Below are 21,674 nucleotides of genomic sequence, written 5' to 3'. Positions count from 1 at the left end.
TCGAGTCTATGGCTTCTCCGCGCCGACGCGGGATGGCGCTTGGCTGAAAGGGATACGATGCGGCAAGGACGTGCGCGCTGGCTCGCGGGGCTGGCAATTGTGGCAGGGATGGCGATTTCTCCGCTGCCTGCCTACGCCAAGGAATCGACCGACCCGGTCAAGATCACCTCCTTCTCGGGCGCCTATCTCGCCGCCCGCATCGCCGAAGGCGACAACGACCTCGACAATGCCATCGCTTATTACAAGCAGGCGCTCGCCTTCAATCCCGGCGACACCTCGCTGCAGCAAAGCCTGATGCTGTCGCTGATCGCGCAAGGCCGCTTCGAGGAATCGCTGGTCTATGCCGACAAGCTCAAGGCAGTTCCCGACGTCGAGCGCTTCTCGCGTCTGGCTCTGGCGGTCGATTCCTTCCACAAGAAGGATTTCACCAAGGCGCAGTACTGGCTCAAGCTGTCGCTCGAATCCGATCTCGACCGGCTGATTTCCGGCGTCATGTCCGGCTGGGCACAAGAGGGCGCCGGCGACCCCACCGGGGCGATGGCCTCGATCGACAAACTGCAGGGGCCTGACTGGTTCGGCCTGTTCAAGTCCTTCCACCGCGCGCTGATCGCCGATGCCGCAGGTCTGTCGGACAAGGCCGACGCGCTTTATGACGCGACCCTGACCGACGTCACGGCCGGCGGTGCCGCGCCCGAGACATGGATGCGCAACGCCCAGGCCTACGCGTCTTTCCTGGCGCGCAAGGGCAACAAGAACAAGGCGCTCTACGTGCTCGACAAGGCCGAGGCGTTCGCGCCCGGCAAGCTCGACATCCAGGCGCTTCGCGACAGGATCAGCAAGGGCGACAAGATCGAGCCCTTCGTCGCCAGTCCCTCCGAAGGCGCCGCTGAAATCCTGCTCGACCTCGCCATCGCGCTCAATCGCGGCGGCGGCGAGCCGTTCGTGCGCCTCTATCTGCAATATGCGCTCGCGCTCAAGCCCGACAGCGACGCCGCTTTGGTGCAGCTTGCCGCCGTTGCGGAGCAGTTGAAGGACGGCGAAGGCGCCATTGCCCTCTATAGCCGCATTCCAGCCTCTTCGCCTCTGAAAGAGCTTTCCGACCTGCAGCTCGGCCTCAACCTTGCCGATCTCAACCGTCACGACGAGGCGATCGCCCATCTGAAGGCATTCGTCGAAGCTCACCCCGATGACATGCGCGCCTATCTGGCGCTCGGCGGGGTCTATGCCTCGAAGGAGGATTTCCGCTCCGCCGCCACTCTCTATGACAAGGCGGTCGCGGTGCTGAAGACGCCGACCAATGCCAACTGGAACATCTACTATCAGCGCGGCATCGCCTATGAGCGGCTGAAGGAATGGCCCAAGGCCGAACCGAACTTCCTCAAGGCGCTGGAACTGTTCCCCGACCAGCCGCAGGTGCTGAACTATCTCGGCTATTCCTGGGTCGACATGAACATGAACCTCAAGGAAGGCCTGGCGATGATCCAAAAGGCCGTCGACCTCAGGCCGAGCGACGGCTACATCGTCGATTCGCTGGGCTGGGCCTATTTCCGCATGGGCCGGTTCGACGACGCCGTGCGCGAAATGGAGCGCGCCGTGTCGCTCAAGCCGGAAGATCCGGTGCTCAACGACCATCTCGGCGATGCCTATTGGCGCGTCGGCCGCAAGCTCGAAGCCACTTTCCAGTGGAACCAGGCGCGCGACCTGAAGCCGGATCCCGATGTGCTTGCCATTTTGCAGCAGAAGCTGATGAAGGGCCTGCCGCCGATCGAATCCAACACGGCGCAGGAAACCCCGAAAGTCAAGCCGGCCACCCCGCCAGCGCCGAAGGGGTGATCGGGCCATACTTCTGATGAAACGGGGCTCGCTGAGCCCCGTTTTTGTTTCGGCTTGGCGTCTTAGAATAATTCCAGGAAAAGTGTGCGCGGTTTTCCGCTCGGAATTGCGACAGAAACAAAGAGATAGAGACGCCCTATCGCGATCGTCATTCTATGGCGGAGCAAGGAGCGAAGCGACGCGGCGCAGACCCAGCGTTGGCGCTCATTCTAGAACAGCTTTCGGTAGACGACGAACCCCGAGAGATCGCCGATCTTGTCGTAGAGCTTCATCGCCGTGTGGTTGGTTTCGTGTGTCAGCCAGTAGACGCGGCTGGAGCCTGCGGTTTGCGCCCTGGTATAGACGTCTTCGATCAGTGCCCGGCCGACGCCCTTGCCGCGCGACGCCTCATTGGTGAAGAGATCCTGCAGATAGCAGTTCGGCGAAATCGCCGTCGTGGTGCGGTGGTAGAGATAGTGGACAAGGCCGAGAAGCTTGCCTTCGCTCTCCGCGACCAGCGCATGCATCGGCTCATAGGCATCGAAGAAGCGCGACCATGTCATTGCAGTGATGTCACCGGGCAGGGCGGTCTCGCCCGAGCGGCCGTAAAACGCATTGTAGCCGTCCCACAGCGGCAGCCATTGCTCGTAATCCTCTCGGGTGACGGGGCGTACGGTGAACTGGCCTTGCATGGCTGAACCTTTGTCGTTGAAGCTGGGCGAGCAAACGGCCACCGGCACCGTCCGGCAATGGGCCAGTCCGAAGCAAAGCGTTCAACCTCTCATCAAGGCGGCGATAGGCGCTGCCTTGACGCCTACCGGCCCGGCAACTAGGGAATGGCATCATTTCAGCGCTTTCCGAGGCCGCCGTGACGTCAGACAGTCCAGCCCATATGCATCCCAGCCGCTCGTTCCAGGGGCTGATCCTGACCCTGCACAATTACTGGGCCGCCTATGGCTGCGTCATCCTGCAGCCTTACGACATGGAAGTCGGCGCCGGCACCTTCCATCCGGCCACCACGCTGCGCGCGCTCGGGCCCAAGGGCTGGAACGCCGCCTACGTCCAGCCCTCGCGCCGGCCCAAGGACGGCCGCTACGGCGAAAACCCCAACCGGCTGCAGCATTATTACCAGTACCAGGTGATCCTGAAGCCCAACCCGCCGAACCTGCAGGAACTCTATCTCGGCTCGCTCAAGGCGATCGGCGTCGATCCGTTGCTGCACGACATTCGCTTCGTCGAGGACGACTGGGCAAGCCCGACGCTTGGCGCCTGGGGGCTCGGCTGGGAGTGCTGGTGCGACGGCATGGAAGTGTCGCAGTTCACCTATTTCCAGCAGGTCTGCGGCATCGAATGCGCGCCGGTGGCGGGAGAACTGACCTACGGCCTGGAGCGGCTGGCCATGTATGTGCAGGGCGTCGACAATGTCTACGACCTCAACTTCAACGGCCGAGAAGGCGCCGAAAAAGTCACCTATGGCGATGTCTTCCTGCAGGCCGAGCAGGAATATTCCAGGCACAATTTCGAATATGCCAACACCGCCATGCTGCTCAGGCATTTCGAGGACGCCGAAGCCGAATGCAAGGCGCTGCTCGCGGCCGGCGCCCCGGCTTCGAACGACAATCTGCCGATGCACCGCATGGTCCTCCCGGCCTATGACCAGTGCATCAAGGCCAGCCACGTCTTCAACCTGCTCGACGCGCGCGGCGTGATTTCGGTGACCGAGCGGCAGAGCTACATCCTGCGGGTGCGCAATCTGGCGAAAGCCTGCGGCGAGGCATTTTTGCAGACCCAGGCCGGCGGGCTCGCCGCCTGAGGCTCACTTCATCATTTCGAGGGAAATGTTGATTGGGGCCAACATCGGGCCAGTCGACCCCGCCATGGTCCGCATAGCCTGCCGTACGCCCGGCATCGAGAAGGCGCCATGCACCTGCGCGGCGAAACAGGCGCTGAGCGCGATGATGTGGAGAAGTCTCGATGCCGTTTTCATGGTCGTTCAGCCAATAGGTCCCTGCCTGAGCGTTGGTCGCTTCAGCGCTGCGTTTGGTTCATGGAAATCTTTGATCAAAGGACGGGCGGGCTGGTTGCGGCCCGACAGGGGCGGTCAAAATTCCTGGAAACAGCGGTCAGCCGAGTTGCTATGCCCTCTTACCTCCCCCTAGATGGGGGAGGTCGCCGCGAAGCGGCGGGGGGGGGTGACAGCGCGACGTTCCATGCCAAAACTCGATCGATTCAAGCTGCAGTCTGCGCAAAGGNGGGGGTGACAGCGCGACGTTCCATGCCAAAACTCGATCGATTCAAGCTGCAGTCTGCGCAAAGGCTTCGCGCGGCGATGACCGACGAGGAACGCATCCTGTGGCGGCATCTGTGGCGCATTCCAGTAGAAGGCACTCATTTTCGCAGGCAGGCGTCGGTAGGCGTTTACTTCCCTGATTTCATCTCCCACCGGCTGAAGCTGATCATTGAGGTGGACGGTGCCCATCACAGCTTCGATGACCAACAGCACCATGACGAACGTCGAACGAAATGGTTTGAGAGCCAGGGTTATCGAGTCATCCGCTTCTGGAACCATGAAATCAAAAACGAACTGGATTCCGTGCTCGATACGATCTATGCGGCGGTGGAAGAACGAAAATCACACCTGCGTTTGCGCGATGGTGCCGAAGGTATCGGCGGCTGAGAGGTCGCCACCCCACCCCGGCGCTGCGCGCCGACCCTCCCCATCGAGGGGAGGGTGGGAGCCTAACTATGCCTGATCTGCTTCTAGAACTCCGCTCGGAAGAGATTCCCGCCCAGCCGCGCAACCGCAGCGCCGGAGGCGCGAGGACCCGCAATCAGGAAGAAGGCATGCGGGTGGAGAAACTCTGATGCCTGATCTTTTGCTAGGACTTCGCTCCGAGGAAATCCCCGCCCGGCCGCGCAACCGCAGCGCCGGAGGCGCGAGGACGCGCAATCAGGGAGAAGGCATGCGGGTGGAGAAACTCTGATGCCGGATTTGTTGCTGGAACTCCGCTCCGAGGAAATCCCCGCCCGCATGCAGCGCAAGGCGGCGGGCGATCTCAGGAAGATGCTGACCGACGGTCTGGTCGAGGCGGGTCTGACCTATGACGCCGCGCGCGAATACTGGACGCCGCGGCGCCTGGCGCTCGATGTCAGGGGCCTGACCGCGCGCTCGAAGGATATCCACGAGGAGATCAGGGGGCCGTCGACGACGGCGCCGGAACAGGCGGTGCAGGGCTTTCTGCGCAAGGCAGGTCTTGCCTCGGCTGCCGAGGCGCATGTCCATTCCGATCCGAAGAAGGGCGATTTCTACGTCGCCCATATTTCGAAGCCGGGCAGGGCGGCGGAAGAAATCATCGCCGAGCTGGTGCCGGCCATCATTCGCAGCTTCCCGTGGCCGACATCGATGCGCTGGGGGCCGGCTTCGGCCAAGCCCGGTTCGCTACGCTGGGTGCGGCCGCTGCAGACGATTCTGTGCACCTTCGGCCCGGAGACCGAGGAGCCGGTGGTGGTCGATTTCGAGATCGATGGCATCCGCTCGGGCAATATCACCTACGGCCATCGTTTCATGGCGCCGGGAGAAATCACCGTGCGCCGCTTCGACGATTACGTGACCAAGCTGGAAGCGGCCAAGGTCGTGCTCGATGGCGACCGCCGCAAGGAGATCATCCTTGCCGACGCCCGCAACCTCGCCTTCGCCAACGGGCTCGATCTGGTCGAGGACGAAGGGTTGTTGGAAGAAGTGTCGGGCCTGGTCGAATGGCCGGTGGTGCTGATGGGCGAATTCGAGCAGGCCTTTCTTGCTATACCGCCAGAAGTGGTCCGGCTGACCATCCGCGCCAATCAGAAATGCTTTGTCACCCGGCCGCAGGGCGACGGCGAAAACCTCTCCAACCGCTTCATCCTCACCGCCAACATCGAGGCCAAGGACGGCGGCAAGGAGGTCGCGCACGGCAACGGCAAGGTGGTGCGTGCCCGCCTGTCGGACGCGCTGTATTTCTGGAAGACCGACCAGGGCGATCTGCCGGATCTGGAGCAGCTCGAGGCGTCGGCGAAGAAATTCGGGCTCGATCTGAAAAAGCCGCTCGACCAGCGCATGGCCCGCCTCGACCATCTCAATGTCACCTTTCACGCCAAGCTCGGTACGCAAGGCGATCGGGTGGAGCGGATCAAGCGGCTGGCGCAGGAGCTGGCGCCAACAGTGGCGCAGTCGATCTCCCCCCTTGAGGGGGAGATGGCCGGCAGGCCAGAGGGGGTCGCTTCGGCTGCCGCGACGCCGTCCGGTCTCTCGAAGAAAGAGGGAGTTGGCGCTCCACGCGAGACGACCCCCTCTGTCGCCTTCGGCGACATCTCCCCCTCAAGGGAGGAGATTACCGCGCTCGCGGCCCGCGCCGCGGTGCTGGCCAAGGCCGATCTTACGACCGAAGCAGTGGGCGAGTTTCCGGAACTGCAAGGCGCCATGGGGCGCAAATACGCGCTGCTGCAGGGCGAGCATCCGTCCGTGGCTGCGGCGATCGAGGAGCACTACAAACCGCAAGGTCCGTCGGATAGCGTGCCGACCAATCCGGTGTCGATTGCCGTCGCGCTGGCCGACAAAATCGATACGCTGGTCGGCTTCTGGGCCATTGATGAAAAGCCGACGGGCTCGAAGGATCCTTACGCGCTGAGAAGGGCAGCACTGGGTGTGGTGAGGATCCTGATCGAGAATGGGATCTCACTGCCGCTGACATCGCTCTTCGATAGTGCCTATCAAACGGCGAGTTATCTCGCGTCTAAGGCTGGACGGGCCTTTGGCTCCGACCTCCTCGCCTTCTTCCACGACCGCCTGAAAGTCTATCTCCGCGACCAGGGCGCTCGGCATGATCTCATTGACGCCGTGCTGGCAGGTGGTGGAAGCGCGCCAATCTCCCCCATTGTGGGGGCGGCGAAGCCGACAAAGGGGGGCGCTGTCCCGCCGACCTCTCATTCTGGCGCGCCCCCCTCTGCCCTGCCGGGCATCTCCCTCACAAGGGGGGAGATCGGCCAATCGCACTCGGATGACCTCCTGCAGATCGTGCGCCGCGTCGAGGCGCTAGGGTCCTTCCTCGACACCGAGGACGGCAAGAACCTGCTCGCCGGCGCCAAGCGCGCGGCCAACATTCTGGCTGCCGAGGAGAAGAAGAAAACGCGCGTCGCCGCGACTGTTGAGCCGGCGCTGTTTCGCGAGGAGGCCGAGAAATCGCTGTTTGCGGCGGTGAATCAGGCGGAGAGAGAAGCCGGCGAAGCGATTCAAAACGAAGACTTTTCCGCCGCCATGCTGGCGCTTAGCGTGCTGCGCGAACCGGTTGATTCATTCTTTGAACGCGTTCTCGTGAATGATGAGGACCAGGCCGTGCGCGCCAACCGCCTGGCGCTGCTGGCTCGCATCCGCACGGCCACCGATCAGGTCGCGGATTTTTCCAGAATAGCTGGCTAAGGGACGGACAAGCCCGAACACGGGCGGCGTTCACACGCCGCCCGTCTTGTTTTCAGTCCTCCCGAGGCTGACTCCGTCAGTCCTCCAAAATGCTGACATGCACGCTGTCTGAATAGACGTCGACCTGGATCAGCGGCTCGCCATTGACGATGGCGTTCCGTGTCGAGGAGCTCATCGCGCCACCGCGCTTCAGCATGCGTTCCAGATACGCGCGATCATCGTTGCTGCGGAACCAGTCATCGCCCTGGTCGTCGGCATCGCGCCGGTGGAACTTGTGCCAGTTGGCACGGTCCTGCCGCACCATCTGTGCTGCGCTGCTCAGCTCATAGCCGTCGCTGGCATGGTGGTCGCGATCGGAAATGCGCGCGACGTAGGACCCTAGCTCGTCACCGGCCTGCGCGCCGCCGACACCTATAGGTGACGCCAGCAACAGGCCGGCAATAGTCAAAGATTTCGTCATGTTCATGATAACCCCTCGCTCTCCTAGAACCCGGCGCGCTCATGCCAAACCCGATTGGCGAAATTGGGGCCGCCGCCGCCAAGCCGATCCTGCGCCGGGGCGTCGATCGGCGTCAAGCGGCATGGATCGGCCGACTGTCTTGGCCGACTGTTTTGGCTGAATGGCCTACTCGGCTTTGCCGACGCCCTCGATCGGCTGCTGCGGTGTTGCTGCCGGCTGCGGCGCTGCCGGTTGCGACTCGGGCTTGCCGTTCGATGCCGTTGCAGTTCCGGCTGGTGCGGTCTCTGCCGTCGGCTCAGTCGCCGGCGCCGCGGCGCTCGCCCTGGCCGGAGCCGGCGCGGCGAAGGCGCCGCCGACGATGCCGCCGCGAATGATCATCGGATCCTGCCTAGGCTTTTCGGGGATCGCCGCGACCTTTTCATAAGTCACATCGGGCTGGGCATCGCCGAGTGCGACGATCGATGGCGACGAGGCGATCCTGACCGGTTCGGATCCGCCAACCTTGATGACCGATGGCGTCGAGGTCGAGACGCCGAGAAAGACGATCGACGAGGCGTGCGCCCCACCGGTCATCGCCGCCAGGGTGAAACCAAGCGCTCCAAGCACACGCATCGACATCGAAACCGTCCCCTTGCCCGACAAGCCGCCAGCCCTAACCGCAAATAGCCTTAACCCCAGTGGATTGATGCCGGCTTGCAGGGAAACGTAGCATTTTAGGCATTGATAATTCGCCAACGCCGGCTTGCCCGAAAACCACTGCCGTATTAGAGCAATTCCAGGAAAAGTGAGTAGCGGTTTTCCGTCCGGAATTGCGCAAAAACAAATACTTAGAGCGTTTCAGCGAACCGCTGAACCGCTCTAATGCATGTCGCTCAAAAGTGGCCCCGGTTTTGAGAGAACGACATGCATCAAAACAAAGACCTAAAGCGCGTCGCATGAATCCGGTTCAGCGCGACGCGCTTTAGGTCCGGTGCCTGTGAGGTGAAGCGAGTGGCTGAGATACTATCCGTCGGCGAAGCGATGGAGCAGGCGTTGGCGCTGCTTGAGGGCGGCGACGTCGTCGCCATCCCGACGGAGACCGTCTATGGACTGGCCAGCGACGCGACCAATGGCGTCGGCGTCGCCCGCATTTTCGAAGCCAAGGGCCGGCCGCGCTTCAACCCGCTGATCGCCCATGTCGCCGATCTGGCGATGGCCGAGCGCATTGCGATCTTCGACCCGCTTTCGAAGCGGCTGGCCGAGGCGTTCTGGCCGGGGCCGCTGACGCTGGTGCTGCCGCTCCGACCCGGCAACGGCATCCATCCGCTGGTCACCGCCGGGCTCGATACGATCGCGCTGCGCATGCCGAGGGGGTTCGGCGGCGAGCTGATCGCCAGACTCGGCCGGCCGTTGGCCGCGCCCAGCGCGAACTCTTCGGGCAAGATCAGCGCCACGACGGCGCAAGCCGTCGCGGCCGATCTCGGCGCCAAAATCCAGCTGGTGGTCGATGGCGGCGCCACCNCCCCGGTCGGGCTGGAATCGACCATCGTCAAGGTCGAAGGCAACAGCGTGCGGCTGCTGAGGCCAGGCGGCATCGCTGCCGCCGATATCGAGGCCGTCACCGGCATCAAGCTGCAGCGCGGCGCGACAGCCGGCATCGAGGCGCCAGGCATGCTGGCGTCGCATTACGCGCCGGGCGCCGCGGTGCGGCTCAATGCGCAAAGCGTGGGCGCGGGCGAGGCTTTGCTGGCCTTTGGCGAGCAGCGCGCGGAAGGCTGGCAAGCGGCGGCCGCCTTGCGCAACCTGTCCGCGTCAGGCGATTTGCGCGAAGCCGCAAGCAATCTGTTCGCGTATTTGCAGGAACTCGACCGCAGCGGTGCGGCGACGATCGCCGTCGAGCCGATCCCGTTAGATGGGCTCGGCGAGGCGATCAACGATCGGCTGTTTCGTGCCGCTGCCCCCCGTGACAAGCTCGATTGAGCGCCATAGTTTGCGCCCATGAACGACGCACCCTTCGACCTCGATCCCGCTCTCATCGCCCGCTTCGCGGCAATCGTCGGCGACAAATATGCGCTGCGCGACCAGGCCGATATTGCGCCGTATCTGACCGAGCGGCGCGGCCTATGGCACGGCAGGACCGCCTTGGTGCTGCGTCCCGGCAGCGTCGACGAGATCAGCCGGATCATGCGCCTGGCGAGCGAGACGGGAACGCCGGTCGTGCCGCAAAGCGGCAACACCGGGCTGGTCGGCGCCCAGGTGCCGGATGCCTCCGGCCGCGAGATCGTGCTTTCTTTGTCGCGGCTGAACCGCATTCGCGAGATCGACGTCTTCTCGAACACGGTGACCGTCGAAGCCGGCGTCATCCTGCAGACGCTGCAGGAAGCCGCCGACGCCGCCGACCGGCTGTTTCCGCTGTCGCTTGCCGCGCAGGGCTCCTGCCAAATCGGCGGCAACCTCTCGTCCAATGCCGGCGGCACCGGCGTGCTCGCCTATGGCAATGCGCGCGAACTCTGCCTCGGCGTCGAAGTGGTGCTGCCGACCGGCGAAGTCTTCGACGATCTGCGCAAACTGAAGAAGGACAACACCGGTTACGATCTGAAGAACCTGTTCGTCGGCGCCGAAGGCACGCTCGGCATCATCACCGCGGCGGTGCTGAAACTGTTTCCCAAGCCCAAGGGGCGCGAAGTGGCCTTTGCCGGCCTGTCGTCGCCGGAAGCAGCGCTTTCGCTGTTCAGCCTGGCGATGGACCGGGCAGGGGCGGCACTCACCGCCTTCGAGCTGATCGGCCAGCGTCCTTATGATTTCACGCTGCGCCATGCGCAGGGCGTCACGCGGCCGCTGGCGCAGGATTGGCCATGGTATGTGTTGATGCAGGTGTCGTCGGGCCGTTCGGCCGAGGACGCCAGGGGGCTGATCGAAGAAGTGCTGTCGGCAGGCCTCCAGCAAGGCATCGTCGGCGACGCGGTGATCGCGGCCAGCCTGGCGCAGGGCGACGCGTTCTGGAACTTCCGCGAGGTGCTGCCGGATTCGCAAAAGCCCGAAGGCGCTTCGATCAAGCATGATATTTCGGTACCGGTGGCATCCATCCCGGCGTTTATCGAAAAGGCGGCCGGTGCAGTGGCTTCGGTCAGTCCGCAGGCGCGCGTGGTCTGCTTCGGCCATATGGGCGACGGCAATCTCCACTACAACATCTCCCGGCCGGAGGGCGGTGACGACGAAGCGTTTCTCGGCCTCTACCACGCCATGAACCATGCCGTGCACGATGTCGTGCGCTCCTTCCACGGCTCGATCTCGGCCGAGCACGGCATCGGCCAGTTGAAGCGCGACGAGCTGATCGCCACCGCGCCGCCAATGGCGATCGAGCTGATGCGCCGGGTGAAGGCCGTCTTCGATCCGGCCGGCATCATGAATCCCGGTAAGGTTATCTGATCCTTTCAACATTTTGTGGCTGGTCTCATTCCGATAACCATCGCCTGAGATCAGCAAAATTTAACTGACTTTCTTAAGCCGCGCGGCAGAAGCTCGCGCTAATGTTTCACACAACGAGGCCGGGAAAACCGGCCCGGAGAGACCCGCAAAACGGCTCTCAGGAGAAACACAGGAAGGCAGCAGATGAACAGTGTATTGAAGCCCGTCTGGGCCGGGCGCAACATGCGCCTCGACCCATTCCGCCTGCCGCAAGTGGTGAGCTATGCCACGCGCGACGACTATGGCGACGTTACCTTCACCATCGACCAGCGCGGCGCCGTCATCCGCCGCACGCTCGAGATGAGCGGCGTGCCGGCGATCATCGCGCTGCCCGCCAACGCGTTTCGCGGCGTCGCCGCCCGCGCGATGGAGGATGCGCAAGGCAATGTCACGGTAACCCTCGAACTCCTGCACAACGACCCGATGCTGTCGGTGCCGCTGCTGGTGGCCGACGATCTCGACGACGTCGCCGCCGACTGGCGCGCCTGGGCCGATGCTTACCGGCTGCAGATGCTGCTGATCGAATCCGACGGCATTGCCCGCACGCTTGAGGAATCGCTCGGCGCCGCCATCAAGGCGCTGCCGGCCAAGGATCGCCGCAAGGGCCGGGTCTCGACCACGCGCCGCCCGCGCTTCCTCGCCCGCCGCAGGGCCGGCAATCTCGGGCTGAGACTGGTGATCGACGGCCAGGAGATTATTTCGAGAGAATAGAGCGCTCTTCTCCTTCCCCCCTTGTGGGGGAAGGTGGATTGCCGCGAAGCGGCAAGACGGATGAGGGGTGTTCCAGGGAACGCCAACGCCTCACTCCGCTGGNGATCCACCTTCTCCCACAAGGGGAGAAGGAAGAGGGAGCCTACACCAGCGGCTTTAGCGCCACCCACAGCGCACCGCCGATCATGCCGATGAAGATCAACCAGCCGACCTGGTTGTTGGATTTGAACAGCCGCAGGCATTGATCGGGATCGTCGATATCCAGAACCGCTATCTGCCGCGCCATATGGGCGCCGGCGGCGATCAGCCCGGCCAGCGCCACCACCGGCACCTGCGCCGAGGCGAAGGCGATGGCGAAGCAGACCAGCGTGCCGCCATAAAGCCCGACCAGCCAGGTCTTGGTGTTGTCGCCGAACAGCCGCGCCGTCGAGCGCACGCCGACGATTGCGTCGTCTTCCTTGTCCTGATGTGCATAGATGGTGTCGTAGCCGATCACCCACAGGATCGAGCCGATATAGAGCATGATGGCCGGGCCATCGAGATCGCCGAACTCGACCGCCCAGCCCATCAGCGCACCCCAGGAGAAGGCGAGCCCGAGCACCAATTGCGGCCAGTTGGTGAAGCGCTTCATGAAGGGATAGACGGCAACGATGACCAGCGAGACGATGCCGAGCGGAATGGCGAAGTCGTTGAACTGCAGCAGCACGACCAGGCCCAGCAAGGCCTGGATGACCAGGAACGCCCAGGCTTGGCGGCGCGTCACCTTGCCGGCCGGCAATGGCCGCGAGCGCGTGCGCTCGACCTTGTTGTCGATGTCCTGGTCGACAATGTCGTTATAGGTGCAGCCGGCGCCACGCATGGCGACGGCGCCGACAAAGAACAGGAACAGGAACCACGGCGACGGCAGCAATGTGAGCAACGGGTCTGCCGGGCGGGGATAGGCGCTGGCCGCAAGCGCTGCCGACCACCAGCAGGGCCACAGCAGCAATTGCCAGCCGATCGGCCGGTCCCAGCGCGCAAGCTGCGCGTAAGGCCACAGCCAGCGCGGCAATATCTTGTAGACCCAATGGCCGCTCGGCGCGTCGGCGACGCGGCCCTGTGCGGCTTTCGACTGGATGGTTTCCATCGTGCTGGAGTGGCAGCAGCGGCGTGCCCCGTCAAGCGGCCGCATTGTCGCTCAGGCGGTGAAAATATCGTGGCTGGCAAACCATTCCTTCGCCACCTCCGTGAAGGCCAGCGCCGCCTTCGACAGCCTTTGCCTTGTGTCATGGGTGAGGATGATGCGCTGCATCGGCAGCGGATCGGACAGCGGCTTGCAGACCAGCGGCAGCCCGTCATAACTCCTGTCGCCATAAGGCCTGGTGTAGCTCACCGCGACGCCGAAGCCGTTGGCGACCATGCTGCGCTGCAGTTCGAACGAACTCGCCGTCGATTGCGAGACCGGCGACAGGCCGCGGCTGAGGAACAGGTCCAGCATATGCTGCCAGCTATGCGGCTGGTCGGTGGTGATCAAGGGATGGGTCGCCAGCTCCGCCAGGCTGACGCTCGCCTGGCTGGCCAGTGCGTGGCCTTGCGGCAGAAGCGCGTGTGGCCGCAGTTCATGCAGCAGGATGCGGGCGAAGTGCGAGGGCAGGCCGAGATCGTAGGTCAGGCCGAGATCGATTGCTGCATCGCCGAGCCGCCGGCCCAGCGTCTCGAAGGTCTCGTCGCGGACCACCACGGTGACCGCCGGGCAGCGTTGCGAAAAAGCGCGGATCAGCGCCGGCGCGAAATAGGGCGCCAGATCCTCGAAACAGCCGAGCACAAGTTCGCCCCCGACATCGGCGTCGCGCGTCCCGAGCCCAACCAGTTCGTCCGCTTCGGCCAGCACCTGCTTTGCCTTCGCCACCGCGCTGCGGCCGAACGAGGTCAGCGCGATGCCGCTGCCGCGCTGGCGCACGAACAGTTTCTGGCCGAGCGTCGCTTCGACATTGTCGATCGCCACCGAGATCGACGGCTGTGAGACGTTCAGCATCCGCGCGGCCGCGGTGACGCTGCCATGCCGTGCGACGGCGACGAGGTAACGCAGCTGGGTGAGGGTCAGATTCATAGTCTAAAACTATAAGAGAGATGAGAAGTTATTATTTTACGCGATGTGCGGCGGCTGCGATAGTCGGTCATCGAAACAGGGAAGACATGAGATGGCCGCCAGACATATTGATGCCGCAGCGATTGCCGACTACCAGCGCGACGGCGCGGTCTGCATACGCGGCGCCTTCAAGGACTGGGTCGGCACCATCGCCGCCGGCATCGAGCGCAACATGCAAAACCGCAGCGCCACGGCTTCGGACATCGCCAACGGCAAGGGCAGCTTCTTCGACGATTACTGCAATTGGGAGCGCATTCCCGAATTCGTCGACGTGGTGCGCAATTCCCCGGCCGCGGAACTCGCGGCAGCGGCGATGCAGTCGCGCAGCGCCCAGTTCTTCCACGACCATGTGCTGGTCAAGGAACCGGGCACGCAAAAGCCGACGCCTTGGCACCAGGACATCCCGTATTACTTCGTCGATGGCACCCAGACCGTCAGCTTCTGGATTCCGATCGATCCGGTCAAGGAAGCGACGCTGCGGCTGATCGCCGGCTCGCACAAATGGGACAAGATGATCCTGCCGGTGCGCTGGCTAGATGACAGCAATTTCTATGCCGGCGAGGGCGACTACCTCCCCGTGCCGGATCCAGACAAGGACCCGTCGCTGAAGGTGCTCGAATGGGAGATGGAACCGGGGGACGCCATCCTGTTCGACTTCCGCACCGCGCATGGTGCGCGCGGCAATCCGACCGCGGCGCGGCGCCGGGCGCTGTCGCTGCGCTGGGTCGGCGACGATGCGCACTATGTCGAGCGCCCCGGCCGTACCTCGCCGCCCTATGCCGGCCATGACATGAAGCCCGGCCAGAAACTGCGCGAGGACTGGTTCCCGGTCGTCTTCCAGAGCTGATACCGGCCGGGGACGCCGTGCTCTCGGCGCGACGTTCCCGTGCGCAACCGGTATGGCGCAAGGTAAAACTCTTGACCCGCGCCGCCCGGGGCAATAGCGCAGTCCCTGTCGTGAAATGACAAGGGACATCGGCATGCGCGTTTTGTTGATCGGCTCCGGCGGCCGCGAACATGCCCTGGCCTGGAAGATCGCGGCCTCGCCGCTTTTGACCAGGCTCTATGCCGCGCCCGGCAATCCGGGCATCGCCCACGAGGCCGAACTGGTCAAGCTCGACATCGCCGACCATGCCGCTGTTGCCAGCTTCTGCAAGGACAATGCGATCGATCTCGTCGTCGTCGGGCCGGAAGGGCCGCTGGTCGCCGGCATTGCCGACGATCTGCGTGAGCAGGGCATCCGCGTCTTCGGTCCATCGAAGCGGGCAGCGCGGCTCGAAGGCTCGAAAGGTTTTACCAAGGACCTTTGCGCCAAATACGGCATCCCGACCGCCGCCTATGGCCGCTTCACCGAACTGGCTGCGGCCAAGGCTTACGTCGAAAAGGTGGGAGCGCCGATCGTCATCAAGGCCGACGGGCTCGCTGCCGGCAAGGGCGTCACCATCGCCATGACGCTGGACGAGGCGCGCGCCGCCCTCGATGCTTGTTTCGACGGCGCATTCGGTGACGCCGGCGCTGAGGTAGTAGTCGAGGAATTCATGACCGGCGAGGAGGCGAGTTTCTTCTGCCTGTGCGACGGCACGACCGCACTTCCCTTTGGCACCGCGCAGGACCACAAGCGCGTCGGCGATGGCGATACCGGCCCCAACACCGGCGGCATGGGCGCCTATTCGCCGGCGCCGGTGATGAGCCCCGAAATGGTAGGGCGCACCATGCGCGAGATCGTCGAGCCGACCATGCGCGGCATGGCCGAGCTTGGCGCGCCGTTCGCTGGTATTCTGTTTGCCGGGCTGATGATCACCGACAAGGGGCCGAAGCTGATCGAATACAACACCCGCTTCGGCGATCCCGAGTGTCAGGTGCTGATGATGCGGCTGAAGGACGATCTGCTGGTGCTGCTCAACGCCGCCGTCGACGGCCAGTTGGCGCACAGTTCGATCCGCTGGCGCGACGATGCCGCGCTGACCGTGGTGATGGCGGCACAGGGCTATCCCGGGACGCCGGAAAAAGGCTCGGTCATCCGCGGGCTGGAAGAGGCGGCCGGTGATGGTGTTGAGATTTTCCACGCCGGCACCGCCATCAATGGCGGCGCGCTGGTCGCCAATGGCGGCCGCGTGCTCAACATCACCGCGTCAGGCAAGACGGTCGGCGAAGCGCAGAGCCGCGCCTACGCCGCGCTCGACCGCATCGACTGGCCGCAAGGCTTCTGCCGCCGCGACATAGGCTGGCAGGCGGTGGCGCGGGAGAAAGCCAGCGCCACCTGAGCCTCAGCGCTCGCGAACGAGTTCCGTCGAAGCGGTGCTGACCGAGTCGGCGGCCTGCGAGAAGGCGGCCTCGAGCAGAGCCTCCGAACGATACGCAGTCCGCTTCCAGGCGACATACTCGGCAATGCCGAAGCGCGCGCGGCGCGGCACCGTCTTGACCACCGGCATGCGGAAGGCAGCGCGGAATGTCTGCCAGCGCGCGCCCAGCACCGCCACCATCTCCTCGACCGTCGGTGGCGTCGCCACATCGGCATAGGTGATGGTGACTTTTCCGGCGAGCCCGGCCGCGCGCGACACTGGCACCGGTATCGAGGCGAGGTAGTCGGGCGGCACGTCGATCAGGCCGCCGAAGGGCCATTGCTGGCGCAGTGCCGCCGCGTCCATCGGCGCGACGTTGACGTCGATGTCGTTGGGCGTGCCGGCGACCCGGTACGGGCAGCGCAGGCGTCCGCAATTGGCCTGCGCCGAAAACTGCCACAGCGCATAGCCCTGCCAGTTGCCCATCGGAAAATGCACGTCGATGTCGGGCTTGTAGCGCGCATACCAGAGCGGCAGCCGCGACAAGAGCCGGTATCGATAGCGGTTGTCGGCGATGAACTGGGCGGTCTTGCCGTTGGTGTAGAGGATCGGGAAATGGCCGAGCCGCCGGTGCACCTGGCGCACGAATTCCTCGGCATCATCGAGTGACATCCATTGCGAGGGGTCGTTGCCTTCGAGATCGAGGGCGAGCAGATCGTCAGGGGCTGGCTCGGCGAAATCGATGAAACTGTTGGCCTGCTCGAGCGGATTGCCGGGGCGGGCAAGATGATAGGCGCCCCATTTCAGGCCGAGCGCCTTGGCCACCACCTTGCGCGTCTGGAACAGTTCGCGCGTCACCGCAAAGCGTTTCCACAGCGTCTTGCAGAGTTTGACCGCAATCTCGTCGCCGAAGCAGAAATAGGGCGGCGGCAGCCCGTCGGAGGCCTTGTTGATGAAGCCGACAATGCGCTTGTCGGTGGCAAGCTGCGCCCAGTCGATGGAATTGTATTCATAGGCGTCGACCACCAGCGCGCGATCGCCATCCCGCCAAGGCTCGGAAAAGTCCGAGGCTGTAGCCGCTGACATCAGCGCCATCATCGCCGCGAGAGCGATAGCTGAGCGGCGAAGAAGATGCGCCGGCGTTTTCAAACAGGGGATCCCCGCTGACCAAATACCGATGGTGGACCGGTATGGTTAAGGAAGTGCTTTCGGGCAGGAGTCCTGTCGCTCTCGCGATTTCGTCATTCTATGGCGAAGCGACGCGGCGGAGACCATAGAATCCATTCCACGACTTCGAAGCGTTGCCACGGCGCAGAATTCTGCACCGTTGCACCCCTGGCGCGAGGTCGCGACATGGTACTCGGCGTCCGCTACGCTCCCGCTCCACCCTGGACGACGGAGTTCGCTACAAAATTCGCGTGACAAAGTTTGACGTTTACGTAAAAAGAAGGTCGGAGGCCGCCCAGAGGCGGATGGTTTTGCATCGGCCCGGGTCCTAGGATCGAGCGATCGGAGCAGCGGAGGAGAAGCGGCATGTACAAGGCCCCGGTCGACGACATTTCGTTCACGCTCAAGCATGTCGCCGGGCTCAAGCCGGCACTCGACAGCGGCGCGTTCGGGGACCTCGGCGAAGACCTTGTCGACGCCATCCTGGCCGAGGCCGGCCGCTTCGCCAGCGAGGAGGTGGCGCCGCTCTACAAGATCGGCGACCAGCACGGTGCGGTGCTGAAGGATGCAGCCGTGACCATGCCGCCCGGTTGGAAGGCGCTTTACCGCAACTGGATCGACGGCGGCTGGAACGCGCTGTCGGGGCCGGAAGAATTTGGTGGCCAGGGCCTGCCGACCATGCTCGGCGTTGCCGCGCTCGAGATGTGGAACTCCGCCGCCATGGCCTTCGGCATCGGCCCGACGCTGACCATGGGCGCCGTCGAGGCGCTCGACAAGCATGCTTCCGAAGCGCTGAAGGCAAAGTATCTGGCAAAGCTCGTCTCCGGCGAGTGGATGGGGACGATGAACCTGACCGAGTCGCAGGCCGGTTCCGATCTCGCCGCCTTGCGCAGTCGCGCCGAGCCTGCCGGCGACGGCACCTACCGCATCTTCGGCCAGAAAATCTTCATCACCTATGGCGAGCATGATTTCACCGACAACATCATCCATCTGGTGTTGGCGCGGCTGCCCGACGCACCGGCCGGCACGCGCGGCATCTCGCTGTTTTTGGTGCCGAAATTCCTGGTCAATGATGACGGCTCGCTCGGCGCCCGCAACGACGTCTTCTGTTCCGGCCTCGAGCACAAGCTCGGCATCCATGCCTCGCCGACTTGCACCATGATCTATGGCGACGGGTTCCAGGGTGCTGCGCCCGGCGCCATCGGTTGGCTGATAGGCGAGGAGAACAAGGGGCTCGCCTGCATGTTCACCATGATGAACAACGCGAGGCTTTGCGTCGGCATGCAGNGGCGAGGAGAACAAGGGGCTCGCCTGCATGTTCACCATGATGAACAACGCGAGGCTTTGCGTCGGCATGCAGGGCGTGGCAGTGGCCGAAGCCGCGACGCAGAAGGCGATCGCCTATGCCAATGAGCGCCGCCAGGGCAAGGCATCGGACTTTTCAGGCGCCGGGATGGCGCCGATCGTCCATCACCCCGACGTGCAGCGCAATCTCTTGACCATGAAGGCTTTGACCCAGATCGCCCGCGCCATCTCGTATTCCTGCGCCTATGCCATCGACTTCGCGCGTGTGTCGACAGGCGAGGAGGCCGCGCATTGGCGCGATCGCGCCAATCTGCTGACGCCGCTGGCCAAGGCCTTTTCCACCGATATCGGCGTCGATGTCGCATCGCTCGGCGTCCAGGTCCACGGCGGCATGGGCTTCATCGAGGAGACGGGCGCGGCCGCGCTCTATCGCGACGCCCGCATTGCGCCGATCTATGAAGGCACCAACGGCATCCAGGCGATCGACCTTGTAGCCCGCAAATTGCCGCTTGGCGGCGGCGAGCATGTGCATGGCTATATCGCCGAACTGAAGGCCATCGCCGACGAGGTGCGGACCTCGAACCTGCAGGGCTTCGGCCGCACCGCCGAAGCGCTTGACCAGGCGTTCGACGATCTCACCGAGGCGACGCGCTTCCTGCAGAAGCTGCTGGCCGACGGCCGTCTGGACGAAGCGCAAGCCGGTGCAACCCCCTATCTCAGGCTGATCTCGCTTGCTGCCGGCGGCGCTTATCTGGCGCGTGGCGGACTTGCCCAGCAGAGCCGCATCGCCCTTTGCCGCTTTTTCGCCGAAAACCTGCTCGGCGAAGTCAGCGCCTTGAAGGAACGCGTCATCGATGGCGCCGAGAGCCTCGCTACCGCCGGCAAGGCGCTGATAACGGCCTGAATACCAGAGCGCTCACCAGGGAAGAATGACCGTGACAGACCATATTCTCGTCGAGCGCCAGGGCGCCATCCAGATCATCCGCATGAACCGTCCCGACAAGAAGAACGCACTGACGCGCGCCATGTACGCGACAATGTCCAAGGCGCTGGCCGATGGCGATGCCGATCCGGCGGTCCGCGTCCATGTCTTCCTCGGTGTTTCAGGCGCCTTCTCTTCCGGCAACGATCTCGCCGATTTCCTGGTCATCGCCACCGGCGGTGAAGGCGGCAACGAGGTCTGGGACTTCCTGATGGCGCTGGCCAAAACGGAGAAGCCGATGGTCTCCGGCGTCGACGGCATTGCCGTCGGCATCGGCACCACGCTCAATTTGCATTGCGACCTGACTTTCGCCACGCCGCGCACGGTGTTCCGCACACCATTCGTCGACCTCGGCCTGGTGCCGGAGGCGGGCTCCAGCCTGCTGGCGCCGCTCATCCTCGGCAGGCAGGGCGCCTTCGCGCTGCTTGGGCTCGGCGAAGGTTTTTCCGCCGAACGCGCCAAGGCCGCCGGCCTGATCTATGAGGTGGTCGAGGAGGGCGGGCTAGAAGCCGCGGTACTCGCCGCGGCCGGCGCGATCGCCGCCAAGCCGCCGCAGGCGCTGAAGATTGCGCGTGACCTGATGCGCGCCCCGCGCGACGAGCTTGTCGCCCGCATCAAGGTGGAGAGCGAGCATTTCTCCGAGCGGCTGAAGTCCGACGAAGCGCGCGCCGCGTTGACGGCCTTCATGACGCGCAAGAAGGCCTGAACCTCTCCTCAGGGATAAAGCCGTGTCTTGTCCCAGCCGCCTTCGGCGTTGCGCGAAAAGACCAGCCGATCGTGCAGCCGGAACGGCCGGTCGTGCCAGAACTCGATCGCCTGCGGCACGATGCGGAAGCCCGACCAGTGCTTTGGCCGCGGGATTTCGCCGATAGGGTAGCGCGCCGTGTATTCGGCCACCGCCTTCTCCAGTGCAAAGCGGCTTTCCAGCGGCCGCGACTGTTTCGAAGCCCATGCGCCGATCCGGCTGCCGCGCGGCCGCGTCGCGTAATAGGCGTCGGCTTCAGCGTCGCTGACGATCTCCACCGGACCGCGTATGCGCACCTGGCGGCGCAGCGATTTCCAGTGGAAGCACATCGCCGCCTTCATGCTGCCAAGAATCTCGCGGCCCTTAGCGCTCTCGAAATTCGTGTAGAAGACAAAGCCGCTTTCATCGAAGCCCTTGAGCAGCACCATCCGCACATCCGGCATGCCGTCGGCATCGACGGTTGCAAGTGCTACGCCGTTGGCGTCGTTGATTTCGCTTTTCTTGGCGTCCTCCAGCCACTCAGCAAAGAGCCGGAACGGCTCGGCGGCTTCGGTAAAGTCACTACTTGTTAACTCAGTGTCACTCATAGTTTTTCTCAAATTGTCTCGAGCTTCAGGAGGTTGCCGATTGTCGCGTATCGCGCAAGCTTTTGACAGCGGGCAATGGAGCGTTATCGCTTCGGCCAGTTCGAAAGCCGTGATCGTGATTATCGCACTGCCGCTTGCCGCCTGCGGCGCCGGCGGCTTCAGCCTGGAAAAGGCCGAGGTCGATCGTTCCATCGTCACCTCAAGCGCGCCGGCCAGGGTGACATCGGCGGACGCCGACAGCGCTTCCGACCAGACCACGATCGGCAATGCGGTGTCTTCGGCCGACATCGAGGAGCTTCGCGGCCAGGCCGTGCCGTGGGCGAATGCCGACACCGGCTCGCGCGGCTCCATCACCGAACTCGCCGAAGTGCAGGACAACGGCCAAGACTGCCGCAGCTTTACCGCCTCGCGCGAAAGCTTCGACGGCGTCGCTTTGTTCAAGGGCCAATTGTGCATCGCCGCGGCCGGCGGCTGGCACATGCAGGACTTCAAGCCGCTCTGATTTTCGAGGGTTTGCGGGCGCCGCAATTTCAGCCTCGATAAGCCTGCGCGCCACTGGAATTTCTTCCTATGGGAGCGCATATAAGGGCCAACGT

18 protein-coding genes and 1 pseudogene are annotated in these 21,674 nt (G+C 64.0%); 12 read left to right on the top strand and 7 right to left on the bottom strand.

Annotated elements, in window-relative coordinates:
- Positions 1-57: 57 nt before the first annotated feature.
- Positions 58-1,833, top strand: a complete 1,776-nt coding sequence (locus X726_RS161715; RefSeq protein ID WP_023709651.1) for a tetratricopeptide repeat protein — start codon at positions 58-60, stop codon at positions 1,831-1,833.
- A gap of 209 nt (positions 1,834-2,042) precedes the next feature.
- Here the strand turns inward: X726_RS161715 and X726_RS161720 are convergent, their stop codons facing one another.
- Positions 2,043-2,504, bottom strand: coding sequence for a GNAT family N-acetyltransferase (locus X726_RS161720; RefSeq protein ID WP_023687114.1), 462 nt, complete (start codon positions 2,502-2,504; stop codon positions 2,043-2,045).
- Between the two features lie 176 nt (positions 2,505-2,680).
- Between X726_RS161720 and X726_RS161725 the strand changes: the two genes are divergently transcribed.
- The 3 genes from X726_RS161725 to glyS all read left to right on the top strand — a co-directional run bounded on the left by X726_RS161725 (position 2,681) and on the right by glyS (position 7,264).
- A complete protein-coding gene (locus X726_RS161725) occupies positions 2,681-3,625 on the top strand; it encodes a glycine--tRNA ligase subunit alpha (RefSeq protein ID WP_031214684.1) in 945 nt (314 codons plus the stop codon).
- 108 nt (positions 3,626-3,733) lie between these two features.
- Positions 3,734-4,489 carry a DUF559 domain-containing protein gene (locus X726_RS1000000171500; protein WP_245272065.1) on the top strand — a complete coding sequence of 252 codons (756 nt, stop codon included), beginning with the start codon at positions 3,734-3,736 and terminating at the stop codon, positions 4,487-4,489.
- 306 nt (positions 4,490-4,795) lie between these two features.
- Complete coding sequence (glyS, locus tag X726_RS161735) at positions 4,796-7,264, top strand: glycine--tRNA ligase subunit beta (protein WP_023668462.1); 2,469 nt, start codon at positions 4,796-4,798, stop codon at positions 7,262-7,264.
- 76 nt (positions 7,265-7,340) lie between these two features.
- Here the strand turns inward: glyS and X726_RS161740 are convergent, their stop codons facing one another.
- On the bottom strand, positions 7,341-7,724 hold the full coding sequence (locus X726_RS161740) for a hypothetical protein (protein WP_081732299.1): 384 nt from the start codon (positions 7,722-7,724) through the stop codon (positions 7,341-7,343).
- A 165-nt stretch (positions 7,725-7,889) separates the two neighbouring features.
- Entirely contained in the window at positions 7,890-8,342 is a 453-nt protein-coding gene (locus X726_RS161745) for a hypothetical protein (protein ID WP_023668460.1), read from the bottom strand.
- A 372-nt stretch (positions 8,343-8,714) separates the two neighbouring features.
- Between X726_RS161745 and X726_RS161750 the strand changes: the two genes are divergently transcribed.
- From X726_RS161750 to X726_RS161760, 3 genes are all read left to right on the top strand, one after another.
- Positions 8,715-9,683 carry an L-threonylcarbamoyladenylate synthase gene (locus X726_RS161750; protein WP_023668459.1) on the top strand — a complete coding sequence of 323 codons (969 nt, stop codon included), beginning with the start codon at positions 8,715-8,717 and terminating at the stop codon, positions 9,681-9,683.
- 18 nt (positions 9,684-9,701) lie between these two features.
- Positions 9,702-11,132 (top strand): FAD-binding oxidoreductase, encoded by a 1,431-nt coding sequence (locus X726_RS161755; protein WP_023668458.1) that lies wholly within the window; start codon positions 9,702-9,704, stop codon positions 11,130-11,132.
- Positions 11,133-11,315: 183 nt separating this feature from the next.
- Entirely contained in the window at positions 11,316-11,882 is a 567-nt protein-coding gene (locus X726_RS161760; protein ID WP_023668457.1) for a DUF6101 family protein, read from the top strand.
- Positions 11,883-12,024: 142 nt separating this feature from the next.
- On the opposite strand, the gene ubiA is transcribed toward X726_RS161760, so the two are convergent.
- Positions 12,025-13,008, bottom strand: a complete 984-nt coding sequence (gene ubiA / locus X726_RS161765; RefSeq protein ID WP_023668456.1) for a 4-hydroxybenzoate octaprenyltransferase — start codon at positions 13,006-13,008, stop codon at positions 12,025-12,027.
- 51 nt (positions 13,009-13,059) lie between these two features.
- Positions 13,060-13,971: a LysR family transcriptional regulator gene (locus tag X726_RS161770; protein ID WP_023668455.1), complete on the bottom strand. Its 912-nt coding sequence runs from the start codon at positions 13,969-13,971 to the stop codon at positions 13,060-13,062.
- Positions 13,972-14,062: 91 nt separating this feature from the next.
- Here X726_RS161770 and X726_RS161775 point away from each other — a divergent pair, with 91 nt between their 5' ends.
- On the top strand, positions 14,063-14,857 hold the full coding sequence (locus X726_RS161775; RefSeq protein ID WP_023668454.1) for a phytanoyl-CoA dioxygenase family protein: 795 nt from the start codon (positions 14,063-14,065) through the stop codon (positions 14,855-14,857).
- Positions 14,858-14,990: 133 nt separating this feature from the next.
- The gene (purD, locus tag X726_RS161780) at positions 14,991-16,274 is read left to right on the top strand and encodes a phosphoribosylamine--glycine ligase (protein WP_031214680.1); all 1,284 of its coding nucleotides are present in this window, start codon (positions 14,991-14,993) and stop codon (positions 16,272-16,274) included.
- Between the two features lie 3 nt (positions 16,275-16,277).
- Here the strand turns inward: purD and X726_RS161785 are convergent, their stop codons facing one another.
- Positions 16,278-17,387: a glycoside hydrolase family 25 protein gene (locus X726_RS161785; RefSeq protein WP_245272070.1), complete on the bottom strand. Its 1,110-nt coding sequence runs from the start codon at positions 17,385-17,387 to the stop codon at positions 16,278-16,280.
- A gap of 438 nt (positions 17,388-17,825) precedes the next feature.
- Between X726_RS161785 and X726_RS01000000166690 the strand changes: the two are divergent.
- Both X726_RS01000000166690 and X726_RS161790 read left to right on the top strand, forming a co-directional pair.
- A pseudogene (locus tag X726_RS01000000166690) lies at positions 17,826-19,668 on the top strand (acyl-CoA dehydrogenase family protein).
- Positions 19,669-19,699: 31 nt separating this feature from the next.
- Positions 19,700-20,452, top strand: a complete 753-nt coding sequence (locus tag X726_RS161790) for a crotonase/enoyl-CoA hydratase family protein (protein ID WP_023709883.1) — start codon at positions 19,700-19,702, stop codon at positions 20,450-20,452.
- An 8-nt stretch (positions 20,453-20,460) separates the two neighbouring features.
- Here the strand turns inward: X726_RS161790 and pdxH are convergent, their stop codons facing one another.
- A complete protein-coding gene (pdxH, locus tag X726_RS161795; protein WP_081725434.1) occupies positions 20,461-21,090 on the bottom strand; it encodes a pyridoxamine 5'-phosphate oxidase in 630 nt (209 codons plus the stop codon).
- A 28-nt stretch (positions 21,091-21,118) separates the two neighbouring features.
- On the opposite strand from pdxH, the gene X726_RS161800 reads away from it, so the two are divergent.
- Positions 21,119-21,580: an RT0821/Lpp0805 family surface protein gene (locus X726_RS161800; RefSeq protein ID WP_023668447.1), complete on the top strand. Its 462-nt coding sequence runs from the start codon at positions 21,119-21,121 to the stop codon at positions 21,578-21,580.
- The last annotated feature ends 94 nt before the right edge of the window (positions 21,581-21,674 follow it).

Source organism: Mesorhizobium sp. LSJC285A00 (assembly GCF_000503155.1).
In the GTDB taxonomy this organism is placed as follows: Bacteria; Pseudomonadota; Alphaproteobacteria; order Rhizobiales; family Rhizobiaceae; genus Mesorhizobium.
Note: the sequence above shows the minus strand (reverse complement) of the source record. Positions and strands in the feature narration are given on the sequence as shown.